This window comes from Polaromonas sp. P4_H1, assembly GCF_056400945.1.
In genome coordinates this window covers 1-26,729 of record NZ_JBFUKG010000013.1, presented here as the reverse complement: position 1 = coordinate 26,729, position 26,729 = coordinate 1, and the positions used below count along the sequence as shown (strand labels likewise).

At 60.9% G+C, this 26,729-nt stretch carries 16 protein-coding genes and 1 tRNA gene; 13 read left to right on the top strand and 4 right to left on the bottom strand.

What is annotated here, in order from left to right; all coding sequences use genetic code 11:
* The first annotated feature begins 9 nt into the window (after positions 1-9).
* From AC1DS5_RS17005 to AC1DS5_RS16975, 7 genes are all read left to right on the top strand, one after another.
* Positions 10-2,001, top strand: coding sequence for an autotransporter assembly complex protein TamA (locus AC1DS5_RS17005; RefSeq protein ID WP_477719431.1), 1,992 nt, complete (start codon positions 10-12; stop codon positions 1,999-2,001).
* Entirely contained in the window at positions 2,001-6,101 is a 4,101-nt protein-coding gene (locus AC1DS5_RS17000) for a translocation/assembly module TamB domain-containing protein (RefSeq protein WP_477719430.1), read from the top strand. The genes AC1DS5_RS17005 and AC1DS5_RS17000 overlap by 1 nt, the downstream gene beginning before the upstream one ends.
* A gap of 103 nt (positions 6,102-6,204) precedes the next feature.
* Positions 6,205-6,279: transfer RNA gene (locus AC1DS5_RS16995), tRNA-Arg, on the top strand.
* 173 nt (positions 6,280-6,452) lie between these two features.
* Entirely contained in the window at positions 6,453-7,652 is a 1,200-nt protein-coding gene (locus AC1DS5_RS16990) for a tyrosine-type recombinase/integrase (RefSeq protein ID WP_477719429.1), read from the top strand.
* A 434-nt stretch (positions 7,653-8,086) separates the two neighbouring features.
* Positions 8,087-8,479 carry a type I restriction endonuclease subunit M gene (locus AC1DS5_RS16985; RefSeq protein ID WP_477719428.1) on the top strand — a complete coding sequence of 131 codons (393 nt, stop codon included), beginning with the start codon at positions 8,087-8,089 and terminating at the stop codon, positions 8,477-8,479.
* Positions 8,480-8,640: 161 nt separating this feature from the next.
* Positions 8,641-9,432 (top strand): site-specific integrase, encoded by a 792-nt coding sequence (locus tag AC1DS5_RS16980; RefSeq protein ID WP_477719427.1) that lies wholly within the window; start codon positions 8,641-8,643, stop codon positions 9,430-9,432.
* A gap of 125 nt (positions 9,433-9,557) precedes the next feature.
* Positions 9,558-11,531 carry a hypothetical protein gene (locus AC1DS5_RS16975; RefSeq protein WP_477719426.1) on the top strand — a complete coding sequence of 658 codons (1,974 nt, stop codon included), beginning with the start codon at positions 9,558-9,560 and terminating at the stop codon, positions 11,529-11,531.
* Between the two features lie 1,013 nt (positions 11,532-12,544).
* Here the strand turns inward: AC1DS5_RS16975 and AC1DS5_RS16970 are convergent.
* Entirely contained in the window at positions 12,545-13,126 is a 582-nt protein-coding gene (locus AC1DS5_RS16970; RefSeq protein WP_477719425.1) for a DUF6988 family protein, read from the bottom strand.
* Between the two features lie 281 nt (positions 13,127-13,407).
* Here AC1DS5_RS16970 and AC1DS5_RS16965 point away from each other — a divergent pair, with 281 nt between their 5' ends.
* Positions 13,408-17,796 (top strand): hypothetical protein, encoded by a 4,389-nt coding sequence (locus AC1DS5_RS16965; RefSeq protein ID WP_477719424.1) that lies wholly within the window; start codon positions 13,408-13,410, stop codon positions 17,794-17,796.
* A gap of 477 nt (positions 17,797-18,273) precedes the next feature.
* Here the strand turns inward: AC1DS5_RS16965 and AC1DS5_RS16960 are convergent, their stop codons facing one another.
* A complete protein-coding gene (locus AC1DS5_RS16960; RefSeq protein ID WP_477719423.1) occupies positions 18,274-19,011 on the bottom strand; it encodes a ParB N-terminal domain-containing protein in 738 nt (245 codons plus the stop codon).
* Between the two features lie 180 nt (positions 19,012-19,191).
* Between AC1DS5_RS16960 and AC1DS5_RS16955 the strand changes: the two genes are divergently transcribed.
* The 5 genes from AC1DS5_RS16955 (at position 19,192) to AC1DS5_RS16935 (ending at position 24,788) form a co-directional block, all read left to right on the top strand.
* Positions 19,192-20,097: a CAP domain-containing protein gene (locus tag AC1DS5_RS16955; RefSeq protein WP_477719422.1), complete on the top strand. Its 906-nt coding sequence runs from the start codon at positions 19,192-19,194 to the stop codon at positions 20,095-20,097.
* A gap of 375 nt (positions 20,098-20,472) precedes the next feature.
* A complete protein-coding gene (locus AC1DS5_RS16950; protein WP_477719421.1) occupies positions 20,473-21,210 on the top strand; it encodes a hypothetical protein in 738 nt (245 codons plus the stop codon).
* Positions 21,197-22,279: an FRG domain-containing protein gene (locus tag AC1DS5_RS16945; protein ID WP_477719420.1), complete on the top strand. Its 1,083-nt coding sequence runs from the start codon at positions 21,197-21,199 to the stop codon at positions 22,277-22,279. The genes AC1DS5_RS16950 and AC1DS5_RS16945 overlap by 14 nt, the downstream gene beginning before the upstream one ends.
* Positions 22,280-22,572: 293 nt before the next feature.
* Positions 22,573-22,827 carry a helix-turn-helix domain-containing protein gene (locus AC1DS5_RS16940; RefSeq protein ID WP_477719419.1) on the top strand — a complete coding sequence of 85 codons (255 nt, stop codon included), beginning with the start codon at positions 22,573-22,575 and terminating at the stop codon, positions 22,825-22,827.
* 353 nt (positions 22,828-23,180) lie between these two features.
* Positions 23,181-24,788: a DUF4435 domain-containing protein gene (locus AC1DS5_RS16935; protein WP_477719418.1), complete on the top strand. Its 1,608-nt coding sequence runs from the start codon at positions 23,181-23,183 to the stop codon at positions 24,786-24,788.
* Positions 24,789-25,490: 702 nt separating this feature from the next.
* Here the strand turns inward: AC1DS5_RS16935 and AC1DS5_RS16930 are convergent.
* Together AC1DS5_RS16930 and AC1DS5_RS16925 are read right to left on the bottom strand one after the other, a co-directional pair.
* Entirely contained in the window at positions 25,491-25,961 is a 471-nt protein-coding gene (locus AC1DS5_RS16930) for a hypothetical protein (RefSeq protein ID WP_477719417.1), read from the bottom strand.
* A 14-nt stretch (positions 25,962-25,975) separates the two neighbouring features.
* On the bottom strand, positions 25,976-26,729 hold a 754-nt coding region (locus tag AC1DS5_RS16925; protein ID WP_477719416.1), incomplete at its 5' end, for an RHS repeat-associated core domain-containing protein.

Here is a 26,729-nt window from a genome sequence, read left to right as displayed (position 1 = left end):
ACTGGGTGTGTGACCCACCCCAGTACCCGCTGCGCGCGGACGGCCACACCGGCAGGACTGACCACTGCGAGCCTCGCCCTTGTCATCGCCTTCCTCGCGATTTTTTCCCCGCCCGCAGCCAGGGCGCAATCGGGTGCGCCCGCTGCCGACCCGGCCGCCACGGCCGTGACAACGCCACCGTCCGGGACGGCACAGACCGCACCGCCACCCCCGCCACCCCCGGAAAAGGTAACACCGGGCCCCACACCCCAGGGCGCGGTAGGACCAACCAGCGCACCGCAGGAGGTGACGGCCTTTGACATTGCAGTGCGGGCTCCGCCTGCCGTGCGTGAACTGCTCGAAAAGCACATCGAGCTGCAGCGCTACCGCGCGGTGACGGACCTCGACGAGGCCGAACTGAACCGCCTGGTCGTGCTCGCCGAACGCAATGTGCGCAACCTGGTGGGAACGCTGGGCTACTTCAGCCCGGAAATCCGCATCACGCGTGAGGGCGGCGTGAACCAGCACCCCACCATCGTGGTTGCGGTCGATCCTGGCGAAGCCACCCTCACAGGTGCGGTGGCGATCGACTTCGCGGGAGACATTGCCGACTCGCCCGATCCCGACGCGATCGCCCAGCGCTCGGAAATCAAGCGCGACTGGCGGCTGCCCACCGGCCAGCGCTTCACGCAGGACGCCTGGGACGGCGCCAAGACACAGGCACTGCGGCAGCTGGTCGCGCGCCGCTACCCCGCCGGCAAACTGGACTACAGCCTGGCCGATGTGGATGCGCCAGCCCGAACCGCCGGCCTGTCGGTCAAGCTCGATTCCGGCCCGCTGTACCGCCTGGGTCCCATGCAGATCAGCGGCGTGGAACGCTATGACCCCGTACTGGTGCCGCGACTGGCCCGCCTGAACGCCGGGGCCATCTATAACCAGAGCCAGTTGGTGGAGGCCCAGCAGCGGCTGGCCTCCAGCGGCTATTTTGATTCGGCCTATATCTTTGTCGACCCCGAGAGCGACCCGCTCGCAGCGCCGGTACAGGTGCAGGTGCGCGAGGCCAAACTGCAAAAGGTCACGCTCGGCGTCGGCATCACGACAGACAGCGGACCGCGCGCTTCCGTTGAGCACACCCATCACCGCGTTCCCGGCATTGGCTGGCGTGCCGTGACCAAGCTGCAGGCCGAAAAGAAAAACCCCTTTGCGCAAACCGAGTGGACAGCCATACCCAACGAGGACAACTGGCGCTGGGTCGCGCTGGGACGCGTGGAACGCCTCGATGACGACGAACTGATCACGCAGGCCCAGCGGCTGCGTTTTGGCCGGACGCAGGCCGGCGACCACATAGACCGCAACATGTACCTGCAATATGACCGGGCCCGCGTGCATGGTGCTGGCCAGCTCGGCAATACCGCCGCAGACACGGGCGATGGCTCGGCGCTCACCGCCAACTACGTCTGGACCGGCCGCTACTTTGACAGCGTGCCCTTCCCCAGCCGGGGTTACGGCCTGGGGTTTGAACTGGGCGGAGGCACCACGCTGGGCCAGGACCGCCAGCCCTTCACCCGCGCCGTGGGCCGCTGGCTGGGCATCAAGTCACTGGAGCGCGGACGCATCGCCATGCGCGCGGAGGCCGGCGCCGTGCTGGCCAAGGACGCAGCACGCATCCCGGGCACGCAGCTGTTTCGCACCGGCGGCGACGCCACCGTGCGCGGCTACGGCTACCGCGACATCGGCATCAGGCTCGACAACGGCACCATCGGCCCCGGCCGCTACCTCGCCGTGGGGAGCGTGGAATGGCAACGCCCCATTGTTCGCAGCGGCGTCACCACCGAGTGGGAAAACACGCTGTTCATCGATGCCGGCGCCGTGGCCGACAAGCCCCAGGACCTGCGCCCCTCGGTCGGCGTGGGCACCGGCGTGCGCTGGCGCAGCCCGATTGGCCCCCTGCAAATGGACCTGGCCTACGGCGTCAAGGTCAAGCATGTGCGCCTGCATGTCAGTGTGGGGTTTATCTTCTGATGAGCACGCCGAAGCAAACCGGTGCCGAAGCAGCCCCGCCGAAAGCGGGGGCGGATCGGGCACAGTCCACGCGGCGATGGCTGACAGCGATGGCAGTCGCAGCGGGCAGCCTGTTGCTGCTGGCTGTTCTGGCCGTTGGGCTGGCCTGGTGGTGGGCGGGCACGGAAGGCTCGCTGGCCACCGCGCTTCGCTGGCTGGCGCAGTCACAGCCGCTGACGGCCGGGCGAGCCACAGGTTCGCTGCGCGAAGGCGGGCACGTCGACCGGCTGGCCTGGCAGCAGGAGGGGCTCAGCGTCGAGGTGCGCGATGTGAGCCTGGCCTGGCAACCCTGGTCGCTGCTGCATGGCACGCTCCGGCTGGACCGGCTGGCGGTGGGCAGTGTGCAGCTGCACGACCAGCGCCCGCCTTCAGCCCCGTCGCCACCGCCCACCGCGCTCGGATTGCCGCTGCGGGTGGTACTGGCCCACTTCTCGGTGGGCCGGTTCGCCCTGCAGGGCAAGACAGCCGTCACGGCCTCCAGCATTTCAGGGCGCTATGAATTTGACGGGCTGGCGCATCAGCTGCAGTTGCTGGATGCCGAGGTGGCCCAAGGCCGTTACCAGGGCCGCGCCAGTCTGTCTGCGCGCAGCCCGGTTGCGCTCGAAGCCAGCCTGTCGGGTGCGCTGTCCGCCGAACTTCCGAACAGCCAAAAACCTTTGCCGCTGGCATTCACCGCCACGGCCAGCGGACCGATCACCGACATGCAGGTCAAGGGCCAGCTTCAAATGACAGGCAGCGCGCCTGCCGGCCGCGCGCAGCCCCACGCGACGGCGACGGCGCGTGTCATGCCCTGGGCGGCACAACCCCTGCCGCAGGCGGATGCGACCTTTCGCGACCTGGACATTGCGGGCTTGTGGCCCGACATGCCGCAAACCCTGCTGACCGGTAACGCCAGCGTACGACCCGCTGACACGGCCGCAACAGCCAGCGCGGCGTGGCTGATTCAACTACAGATGGCCAACGGCTTGCCCGGCCCTTGGGATCAGAAGCGGCTGCCCATTGAACGACTGGAAAGCCAGGGCGAATGGCGCGACGGCGCGGCGCTGGTTCGCTCGCTCAAGGCGCGGCTGGGCGGCGGCGAGCTGCTGGCCACGGGCGAATGGGCGCCGGCCGCAGGCACTGCGTCTCCACCCAAACCGCCGTCAACGCGTGCCCCCGCCCCAGACTCCGCTCTGTCCACGCCACCCACTCCACCCGTTACGGTCGCCCCGGCCTGGAAGCTGCAGGCCACCCTGCAGCAGATCAACCCGGCGCTGCTGTACTCCCAGCTTGCGCCGCAGCCTGTTGACGGCCGGGCTACCGTGGCCAGCGAAGGAACAAGCACCCGCTTCGACGCCAGCCTGCAGGCCGCAGGCAATGGCATCAAGCCGCCCGCCAGCGCCAGCGCCAGCGCCAGGGCCAGGGCCAAGGCCAAGGCGGCAGGCCAACGTTCCCCTGGCGTGCTGCGCCTGCGCGATGCGAGCGCCACGGGCACCTGGAACCCGGCCCAGGCCGGCGGCACCCTGGCGCTGTCGGCGCTGCGCTTTCGCACCGATGACGCGGAACTGGCGGGCCAACTGGAAGCCCAGCCCAAGGCCTGGGGTGGCAAGGGCAGCCTGACCCTGACGGCGCCCGGACTGGACGCGGCACTGCAGGGCGAGCTGCGGCAGGCCAGCGGCAAGGGAAACCTCAGCCTGCGCGGCCGGGATGCAGCGCTGGCCTTGCGCTGGCTGCAAGAACTGCCGGGCCTGCCCGCCGCGCTGCAGACAGCCTCTGCCCGCGGCAGCGCGGAACTGCAGGCCAGCTGGGACGGCGGCTGGCAAGACCCCAGCGTGCAGGCGCGGCTGGAGGTGCCTTCACTCGACTGGTACGCGCCCACCAAGACAGCTGCCGGCTCTGCCCCACGCGCACCCGCAGCTGCGGGCACGGCAGAGACAGCCGACACGCTCAAAATCCGCGCCCTGCAAACCAGCTTGTCGGGCCGGCTAAACCAGATGCAACTGAGCACCCAGGGCCGCCTCGAGGCCGGGCAACGGCGTTATGCGCTGCAACTGGCCGCTGAAGGCGGGCGCACCCCTGCCACGCGCAAGCTGCCGCTGGGTGAATCCGCATGGCAAGGCCTGCTCAACCAGCTCAGCCTCAGCGTGGAAGACCCTTCCCTCGGCAATGGCAGTGGCAGCGGTGCGTGGCGGCTCGCCACCCGTGGCACGGTGCCGCTCGCATGGACACCAGCGCGGGGCGGCGCCTTCGAAAGCGGTGCGGGAGAAGCCCTGCTGAGCGCGCCGGCGCAGACCGCCGCAGGGGGACCCAGCAGCGCCTCCACGTCGGCCGTCCTGGCCTGGCAGCCGGTGCGCTGGCGCCCCGGTGAACTCATCACGTCCGGCAAGCTCACCGGCTTACCGCTGGCCTGGATTGAATTGCTGGCAGGCCCGCAGATGGCCGGCGCCGGCCTGGGCGGCAACCTGCTGCTCGACGGCCAGTTGGAGGCCACGCTCAGCGACACGCTGCGCCTCAAAGCCACGCTGACCCGCAGCAGTGGCGACATCAGCGTGCAGGCAGAAACCGTGCAGGGCGTGCCCACACGGGTGGCGGCAGGCGTGAAAGAAGCGCGTCTGTCGCTGGTCAATGACGGAGAGGCGCTGACCCTGGCTGCGCGCTGGGACAGCGAGCGCGCGGGCACAGCCGACGGCCAGCTCCGGACCCGCCTGGCACGCGCTCCGGCCGATGCGGGCGGCGGCTGGCTGTGGCCCGCAGACGCGCCCTTGAGCGGCCAGTTGCGTGCGCAGCTGCCGCGCATTGGTGTCTGGTCGGTGCTGGCGCCGCCCGGCTGGCGGCTTCGCGGTTCACTGGGCACCGATGTGAGGATCAGCGGCACGCGGGCCGCCCCCCAGCTGGCAGGCGAGTTGCAGGCCAACGACCTGGCCTTGCGCTCCGTCGTGGACGGCATCGAGTTTGGCAACGGCCGCCTGCGCGCGCGGCTCGACGGCACGCGCATGCGCATCAACGAATTCACCCTGCAGGGCGCCGGCGACAAGGGGACGGGCGGCAGCCTGATGGCCCGGGGCGAAGCCGGCTGGATCGACGGCCAGCCGCAGGTGCAGCTGGAGGCCCGGCTGGAGCGGCTGCGCGCCAGCATACGAACCGACCGGCAGCTGACCGTCTCCGGCGACGTGCAGGCCAGCCTCAAGGGCGTGCAGACAGAGCTCACCGGCAAACTGGTGGTGGACCAGGCCCGCATCATCCTGCCCGACGAAGGCACGCCACAGCTGGGCGATGACGTCGTGGTCCGCACCACCCGCGGCAGCGCGACCGGCCAGAAAGCGCCGGCGCAAACCAGCGGCGCCACCGCCGACAGGGATGCCCGGCCCGTCAAGCTGGCGCTGCAACTGGGCCTGGGCAATGACTTTCGCGTTCAAGGCAAAGGCATCGACACGCGGATACGCGGCACCCTCAGCCTGTACGGCGAGTCGCTGCGCGAACCGCGCCTGACCGGCACCGTCAACACCGCGGGCGGACAATACCGCGCCTATGGCCAGCGCCTGGACGTCGAACAGGGCGTGCTGCGCTTCACCGGCCCCCTCGACAACCCGGCCCTGGACATTCTGGCCATCCGCCCCAACCTGACGCAGCGTGTGGGCGTGCAAATCACCGGTACCGCCCTGCTGCCCCGCGTGCGCCTCTATGCCCAGCCCGAGCTGCCCGATGCCGAAAAACTGTCCTGGCTGGTGGTGGGCCGGGCATCGGCATCCGGGGGCGCGGAAGCCGCGCTGCTGCAGCAGGCGGCGCTGGCCCTGCTGGGCAGCAAAAGCGGCGGCATGTCGGGCGGGTTGGCCTCGTCGCTGGGGCTGGACGAGCTGTCGTTTCGCGGCGCCTCCAGCAATGCGGACGGCACGACCACGCAGGGCGCCGTCACGCTGGGCAAGCGCTTTTCGCGTAATTTTTATGCCGCCTACGAGCGCAGCATTTCCGGTGCGCTGGGCACGCTGTATATTTTTTACGACCTGTCGCAGCGCTTCACGGTACGCGCGCAAACAGGCCAGCAAAGCGCCGTGGACCTGATCTTCACCGTGCCTTACGATTGAACCCTGGCAGCCGAGCCGCATCGAAGCAAGCACCCATCCCGGTTCCCCGGAGCCAGCGCATACAATTCCAGTTCTTCGAAAGAAGTACAAAAGCAGAAAAAGTGCCGCCATAGTTCAATGGATAGAACGAGTGCCTCCTAAGCGCTAGATACAGGTTCGATTCCTGTTGGTGGTACCACCCCAACATCCAAACAAATCCAAAAAAGACCAAGAAACCCGCATGCCTATTGGCATTGCGGGTTTTTCTTTGTCCAAGATCGTGCAGTGGAATACACTGGTATGCAGCCGTTTTGATGGTACTTTTGATGGTACCTAGAAAACGCCCTAAAAAAAGTACCATCAAACACTGCCATGGCACTAACCGATACCTATGTAAAAAACCTCAAACCCAGTAGCAAGGCTGCTGGCGAAAAACACAGCGACGGCCATGGGCTGTATCTGCTAGTTAAGCCGAGCGGCAAGTACTGGCGGTTCAACTACCGCTTTGTCGATAAGCAAAAAACACTCGCACTGGGCGTTTACCCCGACGTTTCGCTGGCCAAAGCCAGGCAGCGCCGCGAAAAGGCCAAGGAACAACTAGCCGATGGCATTGACCCTAATACCGCCAAACAGGAAGATCGGCGCGCCAAAGCTGTGGCCGCCTCGAACACATTTGAAATCGTAGCGCGCGACTGGCTGATCAAAACAACGGCGAAGCGCGCTGCCAACACCCAAGTCAAGATTTCGCGGTCGCTTGAAAAGGACGTATTCCCCTTCATCGGAAATATGGCCATGTCCGCAATTGGCCCTAGGGACGTTCTAGAGAAGGTTTTACGAAAGATCGAGGCGCGAGGAGCTATCGAAACCGCCCACCGCGTAAAGCAGAATATTGGCCAAATATTTCGCTATGCCGTTGTCACAGAACTAGCCGAGCGTGACGTTACATCGGACCTGCGCGAAGCGTTAGCCAGCAAGCCGGACGTGAAGCACAACGCCGCGATAACCGAGCCCGAAGCATTAGGCGCCTTATTGCGTGCAATGCACGCCTATACCGGCCACTTCACCACCGTGGCCGCCCTCAAGCTTTCGCCTATGTGCCTTGTTCGTCCTGTTGAACTGCGTACGATGGAATGGGCGGAACTTCGTCTTGACGATGCGGAATGGCGTATCCCAGGCGAAAAAATGAAGATGAATGCTGACCACATCGTTCCGCTGCCTCGCCAAGCCGTAGCAATTTTGCGTGAACTAGCGCTAATAACTGGTCATGGCCGCTATGCTCTTCCCAGCATCCGCACCGGTGAACGGCCAATGAGCGACAACACGATCAATGCCGCCTTACGAAGCATCGGCTATAGCGGGGACCTACAAACCGGACACGGGTTTCGAGCCACCGCGCGAACCATCTTGGATGAAGTATTGGGCGAGCGAGTTGATTTCATCGAACACCAACTGGCCCATGCAGTGAAAGATCCAAACGGCCGCGCATACAACCGTACGGCTCATTTGCCAGCACGTCGCAAAATGATGCAACGCTGGGCAGACTATTTGGACAAGTTACGTCAAAGCGTGTAAGACCGCCTCGGGTACCGTCAACCTTAGGCAGAAGCGCTTGAGAGCCATTACAGGGCCTGGCGCAGCTGGCGCTGCCCCCAATTGCCGATAAGCGCCAAAAACTCGCGTTTAAAGTCATTTTTGGCTGTTTTTCACTCAAAAAGTAGTACTTTTTATCTACTTTTGAGTTAAAATAGCCTCAGTTTCAACGTTTTCTCGCTGCGACACCCGGCAACCCGCACCCGCTGCGCGCCTGCCAAACCTTCCTCCCCAGCTTTCGTTTTCCCGTTAATTCGACCCGCTTTGCTTGGGCCAAGTGGGCGTGCGCGTTCGTCTTTGCACGTAGCCGCACCGCCGTTCCGCTTCTCCATTCACACCGCTTTTCTTCCGCACAAAGGCTGAGGCAAAGCCACGTCCACCTTTTCCCTTGTTAGTTCTTTAAGAAAGGCCTTGCCATGTCTGCACCGTTTGAAAACTCTCCAAAAACACCGCGTCGACCCTTATTTTTGTTGGGACGCATTGTCGCGACACCGGGTGCACTGCACCTACTGCGACAGACCGCCACCAGTCCAGAAGTGTTGCTGATGCGGCATATAACCGGCGACTGGGGCGAGATTTGCGCCGAAGATGCCGAAGAGAATCGGCTCTCTCTCGAACAGGGCTTTCGCCTTATGTCGGTGTATCGGCTGCCTTTGAAGGATAAAACCGTCACTGGCGAGGCATCCTTGACGCCGAATAACTCAGCTGCTGAGGCTGATAGAGATGATGATGCTGTTGGCCGGCGCATTTGGCTCATCACCGAAGCCGACCGCAGCTGCACAACGTTTTTGTTGCCGAGTGAGTACTGATGCGCCGCCGCGCACTCCCTCGAGGCTGTCTGCCCCGGCATTCGGCCGCCGTCAAAGCTTACGTCGATTGCAGCCTCTCCGCCAACACGCAACGAGCCTATGCATCGGACCTTGCGCGCTTCAAAGCGTGGGGTGGGAAGATTCCCTGCTCGTCCCAGACGGTGGCAAATTACCTGGCCGCTTGTGCCGGCACGCTCAAGATCAGCACGCTGACGCGGCATCTGGCCGCGATTGCCCATGGGCATGCGACAGCCGGATTCGAATCCCCGGTCGCCTCTCCCATCGTCAAGGCCACACTGCGTGGCATTCGCCGGGTCCATGGCACGGCACAGAAACAGGCCAAGCCGATCACCGTGCAGATGCTGCGCAAGCTGGTCAGGCCTGTTGCCGCCTTCTCCGCAATGCGAAACCTGCGTGATCGCGCTTTGCTGCTGACTGGCTTCGCTGGCGGGTTTCGGCGCTCCGAGCTGGCCGGCCTGACGGTGGGCAGTGTCAGCTTTACCCGGCGCGGGGCGGTGATACGGCTGGGGGCCAGCAAGACTGATCCGAATGGCACAGGCCGCAATGTGGCCGTGCCGTTTGGCGAAACGCCTCTATGCCCTGTGCGCGCGCTGAAGGACTGGCTGAAGGCGACTGCTCGCCTGCCCGCCTGCGGGGAGCTCAGCAATCCACCGCTGTTTCGCCGGATCGACCGTTATGGCAACGCGGGCGGAGGGCTGTGTGATGCAGCCATAGGCTGGATATTGAACCAGCGTATGCAAGCCAAGGGCCTCCATGCCAAGGGTTTCTCGGCGCACAGCCTACGGGCCGGCCTGGTGACCAGTGCGGCCAAAGCCGGTGTGCCCAACTGGGCCATTCAGCGCCAAACGGGTCATCGATCCGAGTTCATGGTCCAGCGCTACATCAGAGACCTCCAGCCGTTCGAACAGAACGCATTGAAGTCTGTTCTGTAAGCCACAAGCGCTTACACCTACCGCCCCACCCTGAACACCACGGGCATGGGCGTCTGCACACCCGTGACTCCAACCGTTGAGAAATGCGAACTTGGCGACGCCGATTCGCCAGAAAGGATTAACCCATGCAATCCGCACCGAATGTTTTGAATGCTGAATGTCTCAACGTGACTGAGGGCGCGGCCCAAGCTCCGCTTGTTTTCACCATCGCCAGCGCGGTTAATCACTTCTCGCCCACCAGCTCACTCAAACACTTCGGCGCCAAGCAGTGGCGCTCTATCCATCAGCCCCTGGTCCATTTGTCGTCTGTCGGTCATGGAGTGTTCAAAACTATTGCGTCATTTCCGGTGAGCGACATTATCGAGGTCCATGTCGGACTCAAGGAAACCGGCGAGTTTTTGCGCCTCACATGCACTGGCACAGTTGACGCCTACCAGGCGCCAGACTGGGCACGATTAACCCACGAAATGACCCAGGACGCCAAGCCGCTGTGCAGCGCCGACCTGCAACAGCTGCGTCAACATTTAGACCACCAATGGGCACGTGCCATCGAGGTGGCCGGCAGCGCCCGGCGCCTTAAAGCCCTACTGACCTGCTGGCAAGAGCAGGGGGTTCACTTCATCAGGGCGTGCCTGCTTGCCGCGCTAGGCGCCCACGCCGATATGAGCACCGTCAGCCTAATGCGCTCTGCCCGTTCCCGGTCAACGGCCGTATACAACTGGCTGTGTGTTGCAGAGCCTTTAAGGACGATTAGGCATGCAGCCTTGAAGCTTGAGCCCGCCCTGTTGACCCACGCCATAAGCCACCGCAGTGCTTGCACCGATCAATTGCTTAGGGCGGCTGATCAGCAAGCCCCACTTCGCATTGTCATTCGACAAGTGTTTGGCTTGAACCACGCGGAAGTCCGATATCTGAACCGCGTCATTGGCGCCAGGGAGGTCAGTGTTGAGGTTTTCCAAACCTTGACGCGACATATCGCGTCGCTGCCGCCAGAAGTTCGCCCGAGCAGCTTCAGAGGCGCTACGGCGTTGGCCATGACACACCACCGGCGCATGCGTGACGGCCTTGCGTTTCTTTTTCCCGAACGTTTGTGCAAGGCGCTGGGGCCGGTCACTACGCTGCAGCACCGCCAGGCGGCGCAGCGGACATGGCGGCGCTACGTGATTGAGCATCATCGTGCTGCGGTAGACGGATCTACCCGGGGAATTTTCGACCCGAAAGCCGACCGGGCATGGGCTGAAGACCCGGACTTGGAGGATAGTGCTGAAGATGCGCAGGGCGACCAGGGCTGGCCCGCACTTGATGAGCAGGATGATTTTGAATTCCAGGTCGCCGGGCTGAGCGCGGATGACTTCTTTCAGGAGTGGCTGCTCGGTTTGCCCTATGAGGTCCGGAGCGCGACTCACCTCAAGCTGTGCCGGCTGTCCGTGAGCAAAAGAATCGGGTATATCGAACATTGGCGGTATGCGCTGCTGGTGTCGTTGCAGCGGTATACAGCGTTACACAAGGTTTTGCCAACATTGGTTGCCAGCACAGCTCAGACCTTTGGCTTTACTGCGGCGCCTGGTCAAGCACCCGAATTCATTACGGCCATAGAGCTCGACGCGTGGAATGACGACGCATGGCTATTTTCGCCGTTAGTTTCGCGGGCCAGCTTCGAGCTCACGGCTGAGGAGCTTTGCAACTGTGCCGACGACCCTTCGTTCATCACCAACGCGCTGGTGGTGCGGGCATTTTATGTTCGATTGAAATGCCTTCGAACCGGCGAAGATACGCTCATCGAGTTTGAGGTTGATGAACGCGCCCAAGACGCCACATTAAGCGGTGCGGTAGCGCCGGACGGACTAACTTTTGCGATCACTCAACACAGTGGCATCAACAACCGGCGGGCATCGGATGTGTCCCTCGCAAAAGCTATTCAATTTCTGGCTTGGCTTAACCAGCAGTTTGGTGCTACTGCACGCGGCAGACACCTAGCATCGCTGCGGCGGCAAATCCAATCGGACGTGTCGATGCATCTTATTCAACACCGCAAGGAGATTATTCATACCGCAGCGGTGCGGGTACACAACCAGGGCCTGCGGTGGTCGCCTCGTTAGCAGTTTGGGTGGTACGGCAGAAAAGAGACTGCGCTGCGCGCTGCCTTGTATCCCACAAATTTGATGTGAACAAGGTAGCATAGATGCGCTGACGGGGGACTGGTGCTTATATTTTCAGCTAACTGTAACGGAGCAAGATAGGCGCGGGTTGCGCCAACTTCAACGCCTGTTGCTAACAAAGTTATGCACAGCTTTTGTTTATGACCTCTACCCTGCCGCCTATAGCGGCACGCAACTTTATGCCCGTACAGTTTGCAATCAGCGATGGATACAGTTAACTTTTTTTACGCGAGCGGCTGTAAACCGCATTGATGAGCAGCAAAGCCGTGGCTAGAGAAAGAATGCTGACGCTGGAAATCGCCTGCCATCATTCTGGCTCTAACTGACTAGCGATGCTGATGATGACTGTTTTGAGAGAATTATCTGTAGATCAACAGCCGCCCCTTTACGGTCACTGAGAATTGGGTTTCGAACGGCGGGACTGCAGCGAGGTTGTGTGAAAACTCGAAAACAGGCGCCAGGATCAAGAAATTGGGTGTACCAAAACCATTCCCGACCATACGATCGTCGCTTGTGGGCCGTTCTACGAGGTCGACTTTTGCGACACGTATGTAATCGACAATTTCCAGGACGTTTTCACACAGCCTCCAGCGTAAGCAGACGGTGACATTGGCTGCCCGACCTGCCGGACCGGGCCATGAGTCGTCATTCGCCCTGATGTCCCAAGGCGGTCGTTCGACCACCTTCGGCGCGACGCCGGCAGGGAACGCACCTGTCGGGTGACGGAGAGAGTGAAATCTGTGGCAAGTAAGTGAAAAACTGCTGACACAAATAGTGAAAGGATCCGGCTGCGGCTCCGCTAAGCCAAGGACCCGGGGGCGCGAGTCGATTGTCTGCCGCAGGTCACCGGTTCGGCTATGACTAGTTTCTGAGGTCACGCCGGTGGCCCGCCCCTGACGTAGTTGTCATGCCGACCGATCAGGCCAGCGCCGTGCCCATGCTGTCGCAGACGTTCACTCCGGTGACGCGTCGAAGCGCGGGGGCATCAGCGCTCGAGACTCGGCGAGCAGACGCTGCCAAAGATCAGGGTCGTGGGAAAGTTGGGCTATTCCTGCGGTGCTGAGCACCCCAATGCGCGCCGCGAAGTCGAGAATTCGACCGATGTCGTCGGACGTGAAGGCGGGCTCGAGCACTTCACCGTCGCTCCATCGCTCGAAGTGTTCTGCGCCAGTGTGGGTCATCCCGCTCATGGCGCGCCAGCTACGCCGGTAGATCGTCCGGAGGCTGCTGACCTCACCATCGCCCTGCAGCTTCTCGAGGGCCGTAATCAGGCTGGACATATCGGGGATCTTGTCCTGCAGGTAGCCCTCGACCTGCTCATTGGTTCCGCAATGGGCCAGCCATATCCCGCGCACGTAGGCCTCAAACTGCGGGCGGCCCAGTGAAAGAAGGCGCTCGAGGTTAGGGGCGTCGCGAGCGCGAGCAGCGTGACGATCGCGGCATGGTGCTCTTGTGCGACCCCGAAGCAGATGGCCGCCACGCGGGTGCGTAGGTCGCCGCCGAGACGCACGCCGCCCACTTGGCGTGCGAGCCACTCAATAAGTTGCATCGACTTGCCCAGCGATTCCTCAGCCATCAGATCCTCTCGAATAGGTGCGGCACGTACCAACCAGCCTGCCGATCGAAGACTTGATTCTCGCAGTAGTGCCCGTCCAGGTGTTCCCCATGGGACCGCGTGGTCGCGCGGCACGCTCGTTTAGTGGAGAATGATGAACTTTGGTGCCAATGACTCGCCGCGAGGCGGAGCGATGGGTGCTGAAGCCGAATCAGCGACCCTAGGTCGTCGACCCCCGAACGCAATTCGCACAAAGAACCGATGGACTTTGTTGATCTCGACCGATTGTTTGCGCCGCTGTCCAAGGATAAAGAGGCATCTCTCGAGTGGGGCGCCGCCGCCGGCAGGAAGTACGGTGGATGGCTCAACTGGGACGAACTGCTCGAGCGCCAGCGAGTCGTCCTCCTCGCAGAGGCGCTCAGTGGGAAGACCCGTGAGCTGCTGTTTCAGACCAAGCGACTTCGGCAGCACGGCAAGCACGCCTACTTTGTACGGATCGAGGAGCTTGCAGACAGCGGCTTCCAAACTGGCCTGGAACAGACGGAGTCGATGGGCTTCGAAGAATGGAAAGCAAGTTCGCAAGCTCCGGCATGGTTCTTTCTCGATTCGGTTGATGAAGCAAGGTTGAACAAGAAGAACTTCGGATTCGCCCTGCGGCGCTTCGCGAAAGAGCTCGGACGCGACAACCTGGGGCGCGCGCACGTGATCATTACTTGTCGCGCAAGCGACTGGCATGGCAAGGGTGACCGAGAGCTCATCAGAGAACAACTCCCGTACGTCGTCTACTTGGGTCAGGCCCCAATGCTGGATCCCGATGAAGCACTTCTTGCTCCGATCTTCAGCCCCTCGGAAAAGACCCGCCGTGAGCCATCGGCGAAGCCTGAGCAACCGACTGACCTTCTGGTGGTGCAGCTCGTGCCGCTGACCTTCGAGCAGAAGAAGCGGCTCGCGCAAGCGGCCAATGTCCCCGACAGCGACGAGTTCCTGCGGGCAGTGGATCGTTCAGGTCTGGTGGGAATGACCGAACGGCCGGGGGATCTCATCGACCTGATCGGCTATTGGAAAGAGCACTCTCGGTTTGGCTCGCTGAAAGAGATGACCGAAGAGGGGATTCAACGCAAGCTAACGGAGGAGGATGCGGATCGTTCGGACGCTGGTCAACTCACACCGCAGCTGGCGCGTGAAGGTGCCGAGCGGCTGGCAGCCGCACTTGTCTTAGGTAAGACGTTCACGCTTCGCGCTCCTGGACAAGAACCTGACGCCGACCTTTCCCGAGGCGCGATTGAGCCATTGAATATCCTGCCCGACTTCACACCAGCGCAGGTCAGCGCGCTACTTCGACGAGGTTTGTTCGCACCCGCCACATACGGTCGCGTGCGCTTTCACCAGCGCTCGAGCCAAGAGTTCCTTGCTGCGTCCTGGCTCAAGCGACTGCTGAGCGCGAACTGCCCTCTTGAGGAGGTGCGTCGGCTGCTGTTCGTTGAGCTCTATGGTGTTGAAACCGTTCGTCCCACGTTGCGGACGGTTGCAGCGTGGCTCGCGCAGAGCGATCCGGTAATCCTCAACGAGATCACTCGCAGGGAACCGGTGTCGCTCATAGCTCACGGCGACCCGAAATCACTTCCGATCCCTGCTCGCGAAAAGCTACTACAGGTATATGCCGCGTTGGATGCAAAGGGCGAGCTCAACCCCGAAATGATCGACTATCGGGCCGTCTGGCTGTTTTCGGATCCCGACCTGGCTGGTGCGATTCGTCAGGCGTGGAATGCCAACGACCGGCATGACTTTCGCTTGCAGCTGCTGCGCTTTATCGGGGAGGCACCGGTACCAGCTTGCGTCGATCTGGCTCGCAGCATCGCCCTCGACCAAGCTGAGAATCAATACTCCCGCATGGTCGCGGCGCAGGCGCTGCAAGCCTGCGCTGACGGAATTGGCTTGGAGCGCCTTGCACGCGACGTTCGCTCAGCGCCAGACAAACTGAATGCACGGTTGGCGCCCGAATTCGCTCTTGTGCTGTATCCGAACTACCTCACCACCGGCGACCTTCTCGATGTCATCGACAGATCGAACCCGGCGCAACGTTTCCAGGTAGAAGGTTTTGCATCACACCTCGCCGCGTTGTTCCGAGCGGCACCGGACCGAGCTTCCGCGCGGCAGCTTGCTTTTGGTTTGGCAGAGCTTTGCCTGCGACCGCCGCAAGATGACAACCTGGAGGCGATCTCGAAGCGTCATGCAGAACTCGGTAAGGGCCTTGCCGCGGTCGCGCAACTGGAGCTCGACGCGCGGAGACTCGGCGATGTTGAGCCGGGCTTGGTACGTCTGCTCATGGCAGTTGAGCGTGCAACCGACGATCACGACGGGGAAGCGGTGCTTGCATCGATCTCCAAGCGAGTTCAGATCGACCCGAAGTTGAATCGAGCCCTGATGTGGTCGGACGCCCAGGTCGGGTGGATGGGAGGGCCGCGTGAGAACCCGCCAATCCGCGTTTGGCAGATCGGGCCGTTTTCAGGTCGGCGGCTCTGGGACGTTGGGGCGGGCGATATCGACTGGCTTCTTGAGGATGCGAACGGCCGCCTTGAGGAAAACGAGCGGCGAGTGGCATTCAGTGGCGTCTATAGCGCCCTCGCCAGCGCCGGAATGCTCACCGACCAGCGACACCGGGTCGAATCTCTGGCAGCCGCCAAGCCGATCCTCCAAGAGGATCTCAAGCAGATAGAAGCGCCACTTCCGGAGGATCCGCATGCCGCTCAGCGTGAAGAGGACAAGCGCAAGCGCAAAGAGCAGGAGACCGTTGCGAAGCAATCCTGGAAGGACTTCCGCGATGAACTAAGCGCAAATCCGGAAATCCTCGACAACCCGGCGAACCTCATAAGCTGGAAGGCGGGCCTCTTCCGTCTGCACCACTTGACCAGTTGGATCAAAGCGAAGGTCGGTAGGGAGGAGGCGTCCGAGAGCGCGAGATCCTGGCGCGCGCTGAAACCTGTTTTCGGTCAAGCCGTGGCGGAACGCTACAGCAACGGGATGCGATTGGCGTGGCGGCATATCAAGGCGGAGAGGCCTGCCTACCACGGGAACGGGAGCTACACGACGAAACACATCAGCATCCTGGCACTTCACGGCCTTGCCATCGAAAGCGCGGAGGACCCCACCTGGACGAAGATGCTCACGGCAGATGAAGTTCGGCTGGCAACCAAGCACGCGTGCTTCGTCGGCGACAGCAGCGCCGATTGGTTCCAACAGTTGGTTGAAACCCGACCGACTGAGGCAATCGAAGTCGTTCAACGGTCGGCAGCTGTCGAATACGCCTCGGAAGGCGCGCGCACCGACTTATTGAGCCGCAGCGCGTACGGCCAAACTGTCGCGCGACCCGTAGTGGCTGCGCGCGTCTTCCAGCTTCTACGAAAGGCTGAGCCTGCCGATGAAGCCACCTTGGACCGAGTGTTGCAACTCTTGACGGTAAGCCGCGCCGATCTGCCGTCGAAACCCTTGCAGCATCTTGTCGAACGGAGGCTGCAGGAGCACTTAGACGCCGCCGAACAAAAGCGCGCGCGGAAGTACCTTGCCTTACGCCTGCTCCTAGTGCCAGACGATGCAGTACAGCAGCTGCTTGCGTTGATGACGCGAGGGGACACGGAAGATGAAGCTGCGTGGCATGCCCGTACACAGGAATGGCTGGGAGATCTCTTTGGACATGGCCATCGCGATGGTTCCACCGCGCTAACCGAGATGTCCGTTCCAGCACTTCTGGCGCTGGTGAAGCTGCTCTACAGCAGCGTCCCACCACAAGTGGACCGAGACCCAGAGAACGACGATACGCGGACGGCACGCGACACGGCGGAAGACGCCCGCCGCGTCGTTCTGAACGCTTTACTCTCACGCTCGGGAGCCTATGCGTTCCACGCACTGCAAGAGCTTGCGGCGGATCCAACCTTTATGGGGAGCAGCCTGCGGATGCGGGAGCTCGCCCACGCCAAGGCCGAATCAGATGGAGACTTGGTTGCGTGGGCCGAGTCGGAAGTCGTCGCGTTTGAGAAGGCTGGCACCGGCCCGGTAAAAACTGGCGCAGACCTGCTGCGAGTGGTCATGGCCGTACTCTCGGACATCGCGGGGTCGTTCGACCAAGCCGATGCAAGCAGCCGATCTGTGCTTGAGCTTGCACAGGACGAAGACCAGGTGCAAAACTGGCTAACTGAGCGGCTCAACGAGCGATCACGGGGTCGTTTCCACGTGCACAGAGAACCGAAAGTTGCGAAGAAAAATGAGCCCGACATCGTTGTCTCTTCAACATCGGCGAACGTTGAGCTGGCGATTGAGGTGAAGAATGGGAACAAGGGATGGACCATCAACGAACTCGAAGGAACGCTCAGCGGGCAGCTCGCGCGAGACTACCTCCGCACGAAGAAGCGACGACATGGCATCCTCGTGGTCTCCTTGCACACCGAAAAGAAATGGAGAAAAGACGGTGAGGTGTGGACCTTCGCGCGCGTGATGGACCATGTGCGTGCGACAGCCGCTGGTGTGATCAACAACGAGACGGGCCCGGTTGAAGTGCGGGCATTCGCCCTTGATGCACGTGCCCGAGCTGACGAATCAACTAGGGTGGCCAGGAAATCGCCAAGCGGCGGCAGTCCACGTGAGTGCCGCGCATAGCGGTCAAGCATGACCCTGGACGGCCCGCTGCGGGTCGGTCTGACACGCTCACGAATGACCGCTTGCACCGACCACAACCGACGGCTGAGGGGCGTGTGCCGTCAAGCAGGCGCCGTCATCGAATGACTCCTTCCATTCTTGACCTGCCCCTTGATGCAAACGCTCGGATGACCGGAGTTGGCCGGATGTTGCCTAACACTGTCCATCATTGACAGGCAACTTTGTCGGCCTTTGCAGACACACAGGGGAAACCACATTGCCCACGGCCTATTCGCACGACCTGTGCTATTGCCGTTTTTCAGATTCAGCCGCCGTACCTTGGCGATAGCCGTAGTGTTGGTGGCCGATCATGACGACCTTAATGGGCATTGCGGCCAGCCTCATGCTGAACCTTCAGCCACCCATCCTTTTAACCTGGAAATGTACTGGTGAAGCCACACCAGCGTTCAGGCCCCCAGGATTTCAGCCCCGGCGCAATCAGGAAGTCAGCTCGGCCAACTTCGCTTTGAGCGCCGCATTCTCCGCGCTGAGCTCCGCGATGGTTTGCTTGAGCCGGGCAATCACAGCCTCAGGCGATTCGGGCTCTGCGCGCGCCACGCCCTTGGTTTCACGCACCTGCCGGGCGGCCTGCTGCAGCTCTTTCTTGCCACCGGCCACCGCGGCCACTTGCTCTTCAACGGGCAGCGAGGCCACGGTGGCCGCCGCGTTGATGGAAATCGTGCCCGACTTCACGGCCGCCACCAGTTCGGGCGTTGCCGACTTCTGGATCTTTTGAATCTGACTGATGGTGTTGCTGCTGATGCGCGCCGCCTTGGCGATGGCGTCCCGGGTGATCATGGGTTCGGGCGTCAGGGGCCCCGAAACTGGCGGCTCGCCAGACGCTGGCTGCACGCGCGAGGCCAGAATGTCCTTCTTGCGCAGGGCCAGCACGCCGCGCTGAAAATCAGACACGCTGCGGCGCCCCAGGTGCTGGTCAATCATCCACAGGTGGACGTCGTCGATGGACTTGAACCGGCTGTTTTGCACGGTATTGAAGGGGATGCCGTGCTTGCTGCAAATGCCATAGCGGTTATGCCCGTCCACCAGCACCTCGCCCCACAGCACCAGGGCGTCGCGGCAGCCCTCGGTCAAGAGGCTACGCTCCAGGGCGCCGTGTTCTTCGGGCGTCAGCGGATCAATATAGGCAAGCAGTTCTTCGTTAACCGTGATGTTCATGGGGTGGCAAGCAGATAGGCAATGGCAGGGGCGCCATTCTAGAAGACCCAAGCCGCCCTAGGGCAACCATCCGGTCATTTTCTTTGAAAAAGCGACCTCTAACCCAATAGCTATAGGCGCAGATAGCTATCAAAACAGGAGCATCTGAGTTCGGCAACAGTGCGTCGTTATCATGGCCCAATGAAATTTCTCGGCACGGTGATGAAACCTCACGGCGCGTGGCGGAGCGCCGCGGGGTGTCTGGCGTTGGCCATGCTGGCCGCCACCGGGCCGGCACAGGCACAGGCGAGCGCGCCCGACCACCAGCCACCACACCTGTCACTACTGCGCGCAGTGAACGCGGCGCGGCAGCAAGGCTGCGAAGGGCGCCCCGGCCCAGCCGCCCCACTGCGCGAAAACACCCGCCTGTCGGGCGCCGCTGCGCTCATCGCGGGCGGCAGCAAGCTCGGTGACCCGCTGCAAGCAGCCGACTACCGCGCCGTGCGGGCGGCGCAGATCACGCTGCAGGGTTATAGCGGGGCCGCCGCGCTGACGCAGGGCGCGGTGGGCCATTCCTGCAGCACGGTCACCCAGGGCGAACTGGCCGAGGCCGGCTTTCACCAGCGCGGCACGCAAACCTGGATCGTGCTGGCCGCTCCGTTCTTGCCGCCCAGCACGGCGCGGGCCGGCGGCGTGCAGGCGCGGGTGCTTGCCCTGGTGAACGAGGCGCGCGCCAAGCCCCGCCGCTGCGGCAACGATTCCTTCGCGTCGGCCCGCCCACTGCGGCTCAGCACCACACTGCACGGCGTGGCCGATGCCCACGCCGCAGACATGGCGCGCTACAGCTACTTCAGCCACACCGGCCGCGACGGCAGCCACTTGGACGGCCGCGCCAGCCGCGCCGGCTACCCATGGCGCGCCATCGGCGAGAACATCGCCGCAGGCCAGATGCGGGCCGACGCGGCCGTGCAGGGCTGGCTCAACAGCCCCGGCCACTGCGCCAACATCATGTCGCCGACTTATACCGAAATGGGTGCCGCCTTTGCGGTGAACAACAGAAGCAGCGCGGGCATTTACTGGGTGCAGGTGTTTGGCGCGGCGCGTTAGGCAACACAGTTGTGCTATCGGGGTCGTTTAAGAACAAGAATTGGCTCTAGCCCTTATCTATCGGGCGCAAGATGCAATTAAAAATGTAGCAAATTGCCTGCACGCTTTTAGTTGTTGGCACTAACAGGCCATCCTGGCGCACGCCCTTCCTTGCTGGCACGCGGCACGCGGCCAGCGGCCGGCGGCTACGCTAGCGACAGCGGACGGTGAGTTCGCCAGCTCGAACTGCCTGATTCGGCCATGAGCTGACGTTCGCCTTGCGGTTGCGACCGTCGGCTCAAGACTGATCGACGTTGTGTGGCTGGGCCTGCAAGTAAAATCTGCACACAGAACCAGAGTTTTCCAAGTGACTGCGAACAAGCGGTAGGGAGTGCTATGAGCGAGGAGCTTTTTCCACTAGCTAGGAGCGCCGAGATATTGGGCGAGCTCTCTGCCTGGACGTCCGTATCTGACATCATGGTCGCGTCGCGTATCCTTGAGGGGCGAACCGTTCCGGGCGACCAACCCGAGAGCCTGCTGCTGATGCCTCTTGAACATGCAGAGCCTGCATTCGAGCAGATCTTCGCAATCCTGCTTGGGTACTTGATGGATGGATACGTGGTGCCTTCTCAGAAGGTTGCCGTTTGTCGCGCCCTGGATCCACTGATCACTGAGGCAACTGGAACTGCCTTGCAGTCTCTGCGTTTCAGGCCCACCGTTCAGGTAGGCAGGAAGCCCGAAATGCACGACAAGCGGGCATTCATCATCCAGGACCAGCCCGCCGCGATTGAGCTTATACGAGCGCCCTTGAACTGCCTCATGGGTCTCTATTTGGATAAGTACGAATACGCCAAGTCTTTGCGCGACATGGTTGCCCTTGCTGAAGAGAAAACGGGGGGACGCCCCACGATTTTTCATAGACCCTATGCCGACGCTTTCCTGCCCAGCTTTATTGAAGCAGCGTGTTTCTATGCACTGGGCTTGGAGGTTGGAACACGATTTGCATCGCCGGGCCAGGCCAACATCGACAACGCTTACCGGGCCGTCAATGTTCAAACGCTCCCTCCAGTAGACCCGGCCATAGTGAAAGTCGCAATTCAAGCTAGCCAGAGGATGCTCGATGCGCTCCGTTAGTCAGCTCTTTGCCCACTTGCATAACGTCAATCCGATTGCAGATCGAGTCTCCCCTGCCTGTGATATCGGACAAGTCAACAAGAGCGCGGGAACACCGGGGTACGTAGATCCACTTTACGGAAACTGTTGGAGCTGGACTCCAGCCCACGGCGCTGCTGTCTACGGGCGCACGAACGATCTGCCTGTTGGCCCCCTGGACGAGCTGGCCAATGGAGCATTCTTACGAGTACCGTTCCGCCGAGTGCCTGTTATTGAGGTCAGTTCCATTGAGGAAGTTCGGACCATCGCGGGGAGAGTGAAATCAGGTGACCCAAACTTCAGTGGTGTATGGCGCGGGCAGTCCAGCCACTACACGACAGAGAAAGCGGGGCGCACGAAGGATGAACTGCTCCGGCTGTATGGAGCGGAAGAGGACGTCGATGAGCCCTCATTGTTGCCTTCGGCGGCGCGAAGTAACTTGTACTTCCCGGCCAGCTTCGGTGCATGGTCCGCATTACTGGATCTGTATGTTCACGAGCGAGCGGGAGAACGGGGGATGCAGCGGGAGCTACTGAACTTTGTCAATTCCTATCGCTATCGGATGCGGGGCTTTGCGACCGCGCAGCACTACGGCCTTCCTAGCGTAGGCTTGGACGTCACGCACGACATCGATGTAGCCTTGTTTTTTGCTCTACACACCTTTAAGACGAGTGTCGAGGGAGTCACCACGGTCACGCGCGCGACTTCCGCTGCGTCGCCCATCATCTATGGCCTCGGTGGCTTCACCGCCCATGATCTTTTTGAAGATGAGAAGCTGGCGCCTGAACGCCTTTTGTGCACCCGGCCAGCCGCGCAATCAGCTATGTTCTTTTCCACGGGCTGGGGGCATGCGCCCAACAACGCTGCCCAACGGATTTATGTCGCGTTGAAACTGGTAGGGCACGAGGCGTGGAAGTTTGACTTGCAGCCTTCGTACTATTTTCCCAAACCGCAGGACGACGAATTCCTTCGGTTCCTTCTGGAGCGCAAGAGCGAACTCAAGCTACCCGTCATCCAGGACTTGCTCTCGAAAATTTACTACGTGCCTTGATCGGCAGAGGGTGCCTCCGATGACAGTAGCTAGAGGTACTGACGAAGCACTTCCAGAGTTACGAGGAGGTCCCGCCAAGCCTTTTTATTCGTCACTGTCTCGACCGGCAGTAATTGCCGCCAATAGTGCTAACTATTGATAATCGAACATTGTCGATAATCAGCAAATGACGGTTTGCGGGTCAAAAGCAGTCTTTCGTCCCTACGACCACGACCCATTCGCGATGGAAACGATGAGCCCGGCGCTATCGAATGTGTGCGCTCCACAAGTCACTTTGCGGAGACAATCCAAGAATGACTCAAGGCAAGCGAATATCTTCGGACATTGGTAGCGATGCAGTGCAGGCCATCAAGGACATGGGTGCCGCGGCGAAACGCGCCCGCATGGCTGCAGGCGATGGGCAAGCCGCTGCGGCGACCCGCCTAGGCGTTCACGTTCAGACAATTGCCCGCATCGAGTCCGGAGAGCCGGGCGTTGCGATTGGGCATATGCTTGGCCTGCTTTCGCTTTATGGCATCACCACGAGCTTGCAATCGCCGGAGAGCTGAAGCAACGCCGTCAACCCCAGGGTTGCTGTGACACGTACAGCATTCGTCCATTCACTGAGGAATTGGTGCGTTGGCCAATTGCTTCCGGACGTCTGAGAGCGACTGCTTTCGGGAAAGCGACATGTCAGCTCAGGGCCCATTGCAGTCCCTTGCCTCAGGAAACATGCTGCTCGAAAGTAGCCGCTAATTGCGCTACCCGAGCCGGTTGAGGCCTAGCCATCGGAAGGCTCGGGGCCATTCTCCCTGGGCATAGGTTACGCTCGAGGAAGGCATTGTGTCGCGAACGGCGAACCGCACCGCGGTCTCTTCGCGCTGGCCGGCTCTAGACGATCAACCTAAACGCGGCACATTCGATGTCAACCATTCCAATCACGCGATCCATTACGCTTCCGCGCCGCGGCGCAGCCGATCAGAAAATTACAACCGATCGGAATCTGCTTTTTGTTGGCGCCAATGGCTCAGGCAAAACTCGCCTTGGAACCTGGCTAGACATGAACTCGCCTGACCAAGCCCGCGTGTTCAGAATCTCCGCGCAGAAATCGCTGTCTATGCCTGATACAACGACACCGACGTCTATCGATCTGGCGGAGCAGGACTTGGTCTTTGGCTATGTAGAGGCGGGAAACAACAAGGTCCACCGGTGGCAGAACAAGCCTGCCACGTTTTCCCTAAACGACTTCGCGAAGCTGATGGTTTTTCTGTTCTCGGACGAGACGGAGGAAAACGCCAAATTCAAAGTCGCCCAGCGCCAATCAGTCGGCAAGCTCGAGCCGCCACTGACTAGAATGGACAAGGTGAAGCAAGCATGGGAGCGGATTCTTCCTCACCGCGAACTCGTGATCGGCGGGTTACGAATCCAGACCCAAGTTCGCGGTGACGCAAGCAAAATTTACAACTCGTCTGAAATGAGCGATGGCGAACGCGTCATCTTCTATCTCATCGGACAGTGTCTTGCCGCACCCAAGGACGGCATCGTCGTCATCGACGAGCCCGAGTTGCACCTACACAAGTCAGTGCAAGCCCCTCTGTGGGCCGAGATTGAGAGACTTCGCCCCGATTGCCTGTTCGTGTACCTCACTCACGATGTCGACTTTGCCGTGGCCCAAGAAGGCGCACAGCGCGTCTGGCTCAAGTCTTTCGATGGAACATCTTGGGACTGGGAGCTCATCGAGGACAAGGACGACCTCCCGGATGACCTCTTGATTGAAGTGCTCGGCAGTCGGAAGCCTGTTGTCTTCGTCGAGGGTGCGAACGGCAGTCACGACGTCTCGCTCTACCGCGAGATACTCACAGGATTCTTGGTCATCCCTCGCGGCAGCTGCGACCAGGTCATCCAAGCTGTTCGAGCTTTGCGTTCGAATACTCAGCTCCACCACCTGCAGGTCTACGGCCTCATCGATCGTGACCGGCGCACGGCGCCAGAAATCGCAGCGCTGCAGACGGACAACATCTACACGTTGGACGTTGCGGAGGTCGAGAACCTCTTCTGCACACAGGAGGTTCTGGCACTCGTCAGCGCCCGCTTGGCTCGCGACACCGCAGCCGATTTCAATCAGGCCGTCACCCAGGTCTTCAAGCAGTTGAAAACCGAACTTGACACCCAGGTCTCTTTGCGGGTCATCGCGGAGGTAAAGTTCAAACTCAATTGCTTCGATGCATCGGCCCGTGGAGTGCCCGCCCTCTCCACCGCTTTGCAACAACTCACCCAGGACATCAACATTCCCGCCCTGTACGCTCAGTTCGACGGGGAATTTCAGACGGTGATCAATGCGGCAGACTACCGAGGATTGCTGCGCCTCTACAACCGCAAGTCTCTGCCGAATCAGATCGGAAACGCATTGGGGCTGAAGGCAGGAGAGCTCGTCGAACTCGTGGTTCGCCTTGCGCGAACTGATGCGCGCATCGCTGTCGTTGCCGCCATCAAGCCGTACCTCGGCACCTTTGCACCCCTCATGGCTTAACCCACACATCCGACGAACCTACCAGGCGCTCCGATGCTTCTGACGCGCGTGACTCATACGAGACGCGTACGCAGGTAGCCTTTCCGAAAGCAGCCTGTTGCCGACGTCCGCTCCTGGCCGACAGCGGGTGAAGCGGATTGTGAATTCATCACAACATTGCAGACGGTCTACTTGTAACCCTGAGTGACCGGTATTGAGCAAGCGGATTGGATAGTTGAAGAGCCGCAGTCAGTCTTCAGCGGGTACGCAGCACCACGCGTCTGGCCGTCCGAGGTTTGTCGATCTGTAGCGGTCACTCACTTTTAAGAGCAGACATCCGCAGATGGTGCTCCAAGGGACAGTGCGAAGACCGTGTCGCTACTAGCCCGATCAACAATCGAAAACTGCAGATAACGGCATTGCCATCCTCTAGCTCCTTCGGGCGCCAGGCCCTGCGCCGCGGCTTAAACAGCCCCCTGCCCTGCGCCGGGCATTGCGGGCTCCATTTCTCCACTTGCTAAAACAGGTACTTATCGCAAGGGTGCGCCTCAACGCCCAGCCACAGCCTTCATAACTCGTGGACAGCTTCCAAAGGCGACCTAAGATGCGGCGGTACGCCCACACTTTTACTGACCCAACAAAGGTTAACCGTAGGATCCTGGCCACAAGGCGCCGGCGGCGTTGCCGGTCGCCCGAAATTGGAATCTGCACCCACTGCCACCCTTATATCGGAACACGCTTGTAATGAGTCAACTCATATTCAGGCAAGAACCTACCGACAAAGAAAGGCGCCGCAATTTCAATTTGGTAAACATTTTCAGAACAAACAATGGTGAGTACTTCACCTAAATCATTGGTAATCTGCAAACCACTTTCGGCCGAAAAATCATCATCGGTAACTAGTAGTTTTTCGACTGTCACTACATTTCGCCATCCTTGCGGCAGTGGCATCATTCGTGGTACATCATCGCCTTCAACTACAGGTCGAAAGACAAGTGTTCCAACTTCATTCCAACCGACCGTGTCTGTCATTCTTGTGTTGATTTTTAGTATTGCGCCATCGCCAAGAAACAACCAAATAGTTGACATACCATGCGGCACAAGTGAATCCAAGGCATAGCCAGCTATGCCTCGAAAAATCATGCTTTGAACCGAGTCAATACCCTCGAGATCGAATTTAAGGTGCAGCGCCATTTTTTACCTCTGATTTAATAGTGAAGGGTCTCTGGAGGCTTATTCCCATTACCCGGGATATCAATTCTTGGACCACTCCCTTTTTGACCTGGTCGCAGTACGACTCCATTCGGACCAACCGACGTGCCAGGAGGGTAAGTGCCTCCTGCTGGTTGACTGTTACCCCCCGTCAGATGCTCAAAATCCTTAGAGGCATCGCCCGTCCCACCATTCTCAGGTGTCAAAGGGCCACTTGTATGCCGCTTTCCATTCTTGGTTAAACCTGCGTTATCACTACTTTGATCGCCAACAAGATCACTTGGAACGGGAGGAACTGGCGTGGTTGCCCCCTCATTACGCATCCAGTCTTTGATTCTATTTTTGATTGCATCAACGGCATCCACACACTGCTGAGCCAGTTGTTGCAACTTCTGGCGGCAGTTCGGATCAGCTTGGCAGAAGGCTAAACCAAGTGCCCCGACTGGGAGCGTTTGTGCCAGCAACAAGCCCTTTGGATCCGAGTATCTGAGTGGACTTCCTCCCACATAGGCAAAGGTATTGATGCCCCCTTGGAGTCCGATGGGATCAGACTGAATATACCGCCCCAATCGGGCGTTGTACTCCCGATTCCAATTCTGGAACAGCCCGGTCTCCGCGTCAAACACCTGCCCCGGGAACCTCTGGTTGAAGGTGAAGGCGCCCAGCCCACTGGGGTTCTGGTTCGGCGCCGTGCCGCCAAACGCTTCGGCCGTGTCCCAGCGCCAGACGATGGTCTGGTCCTGTCTGGTG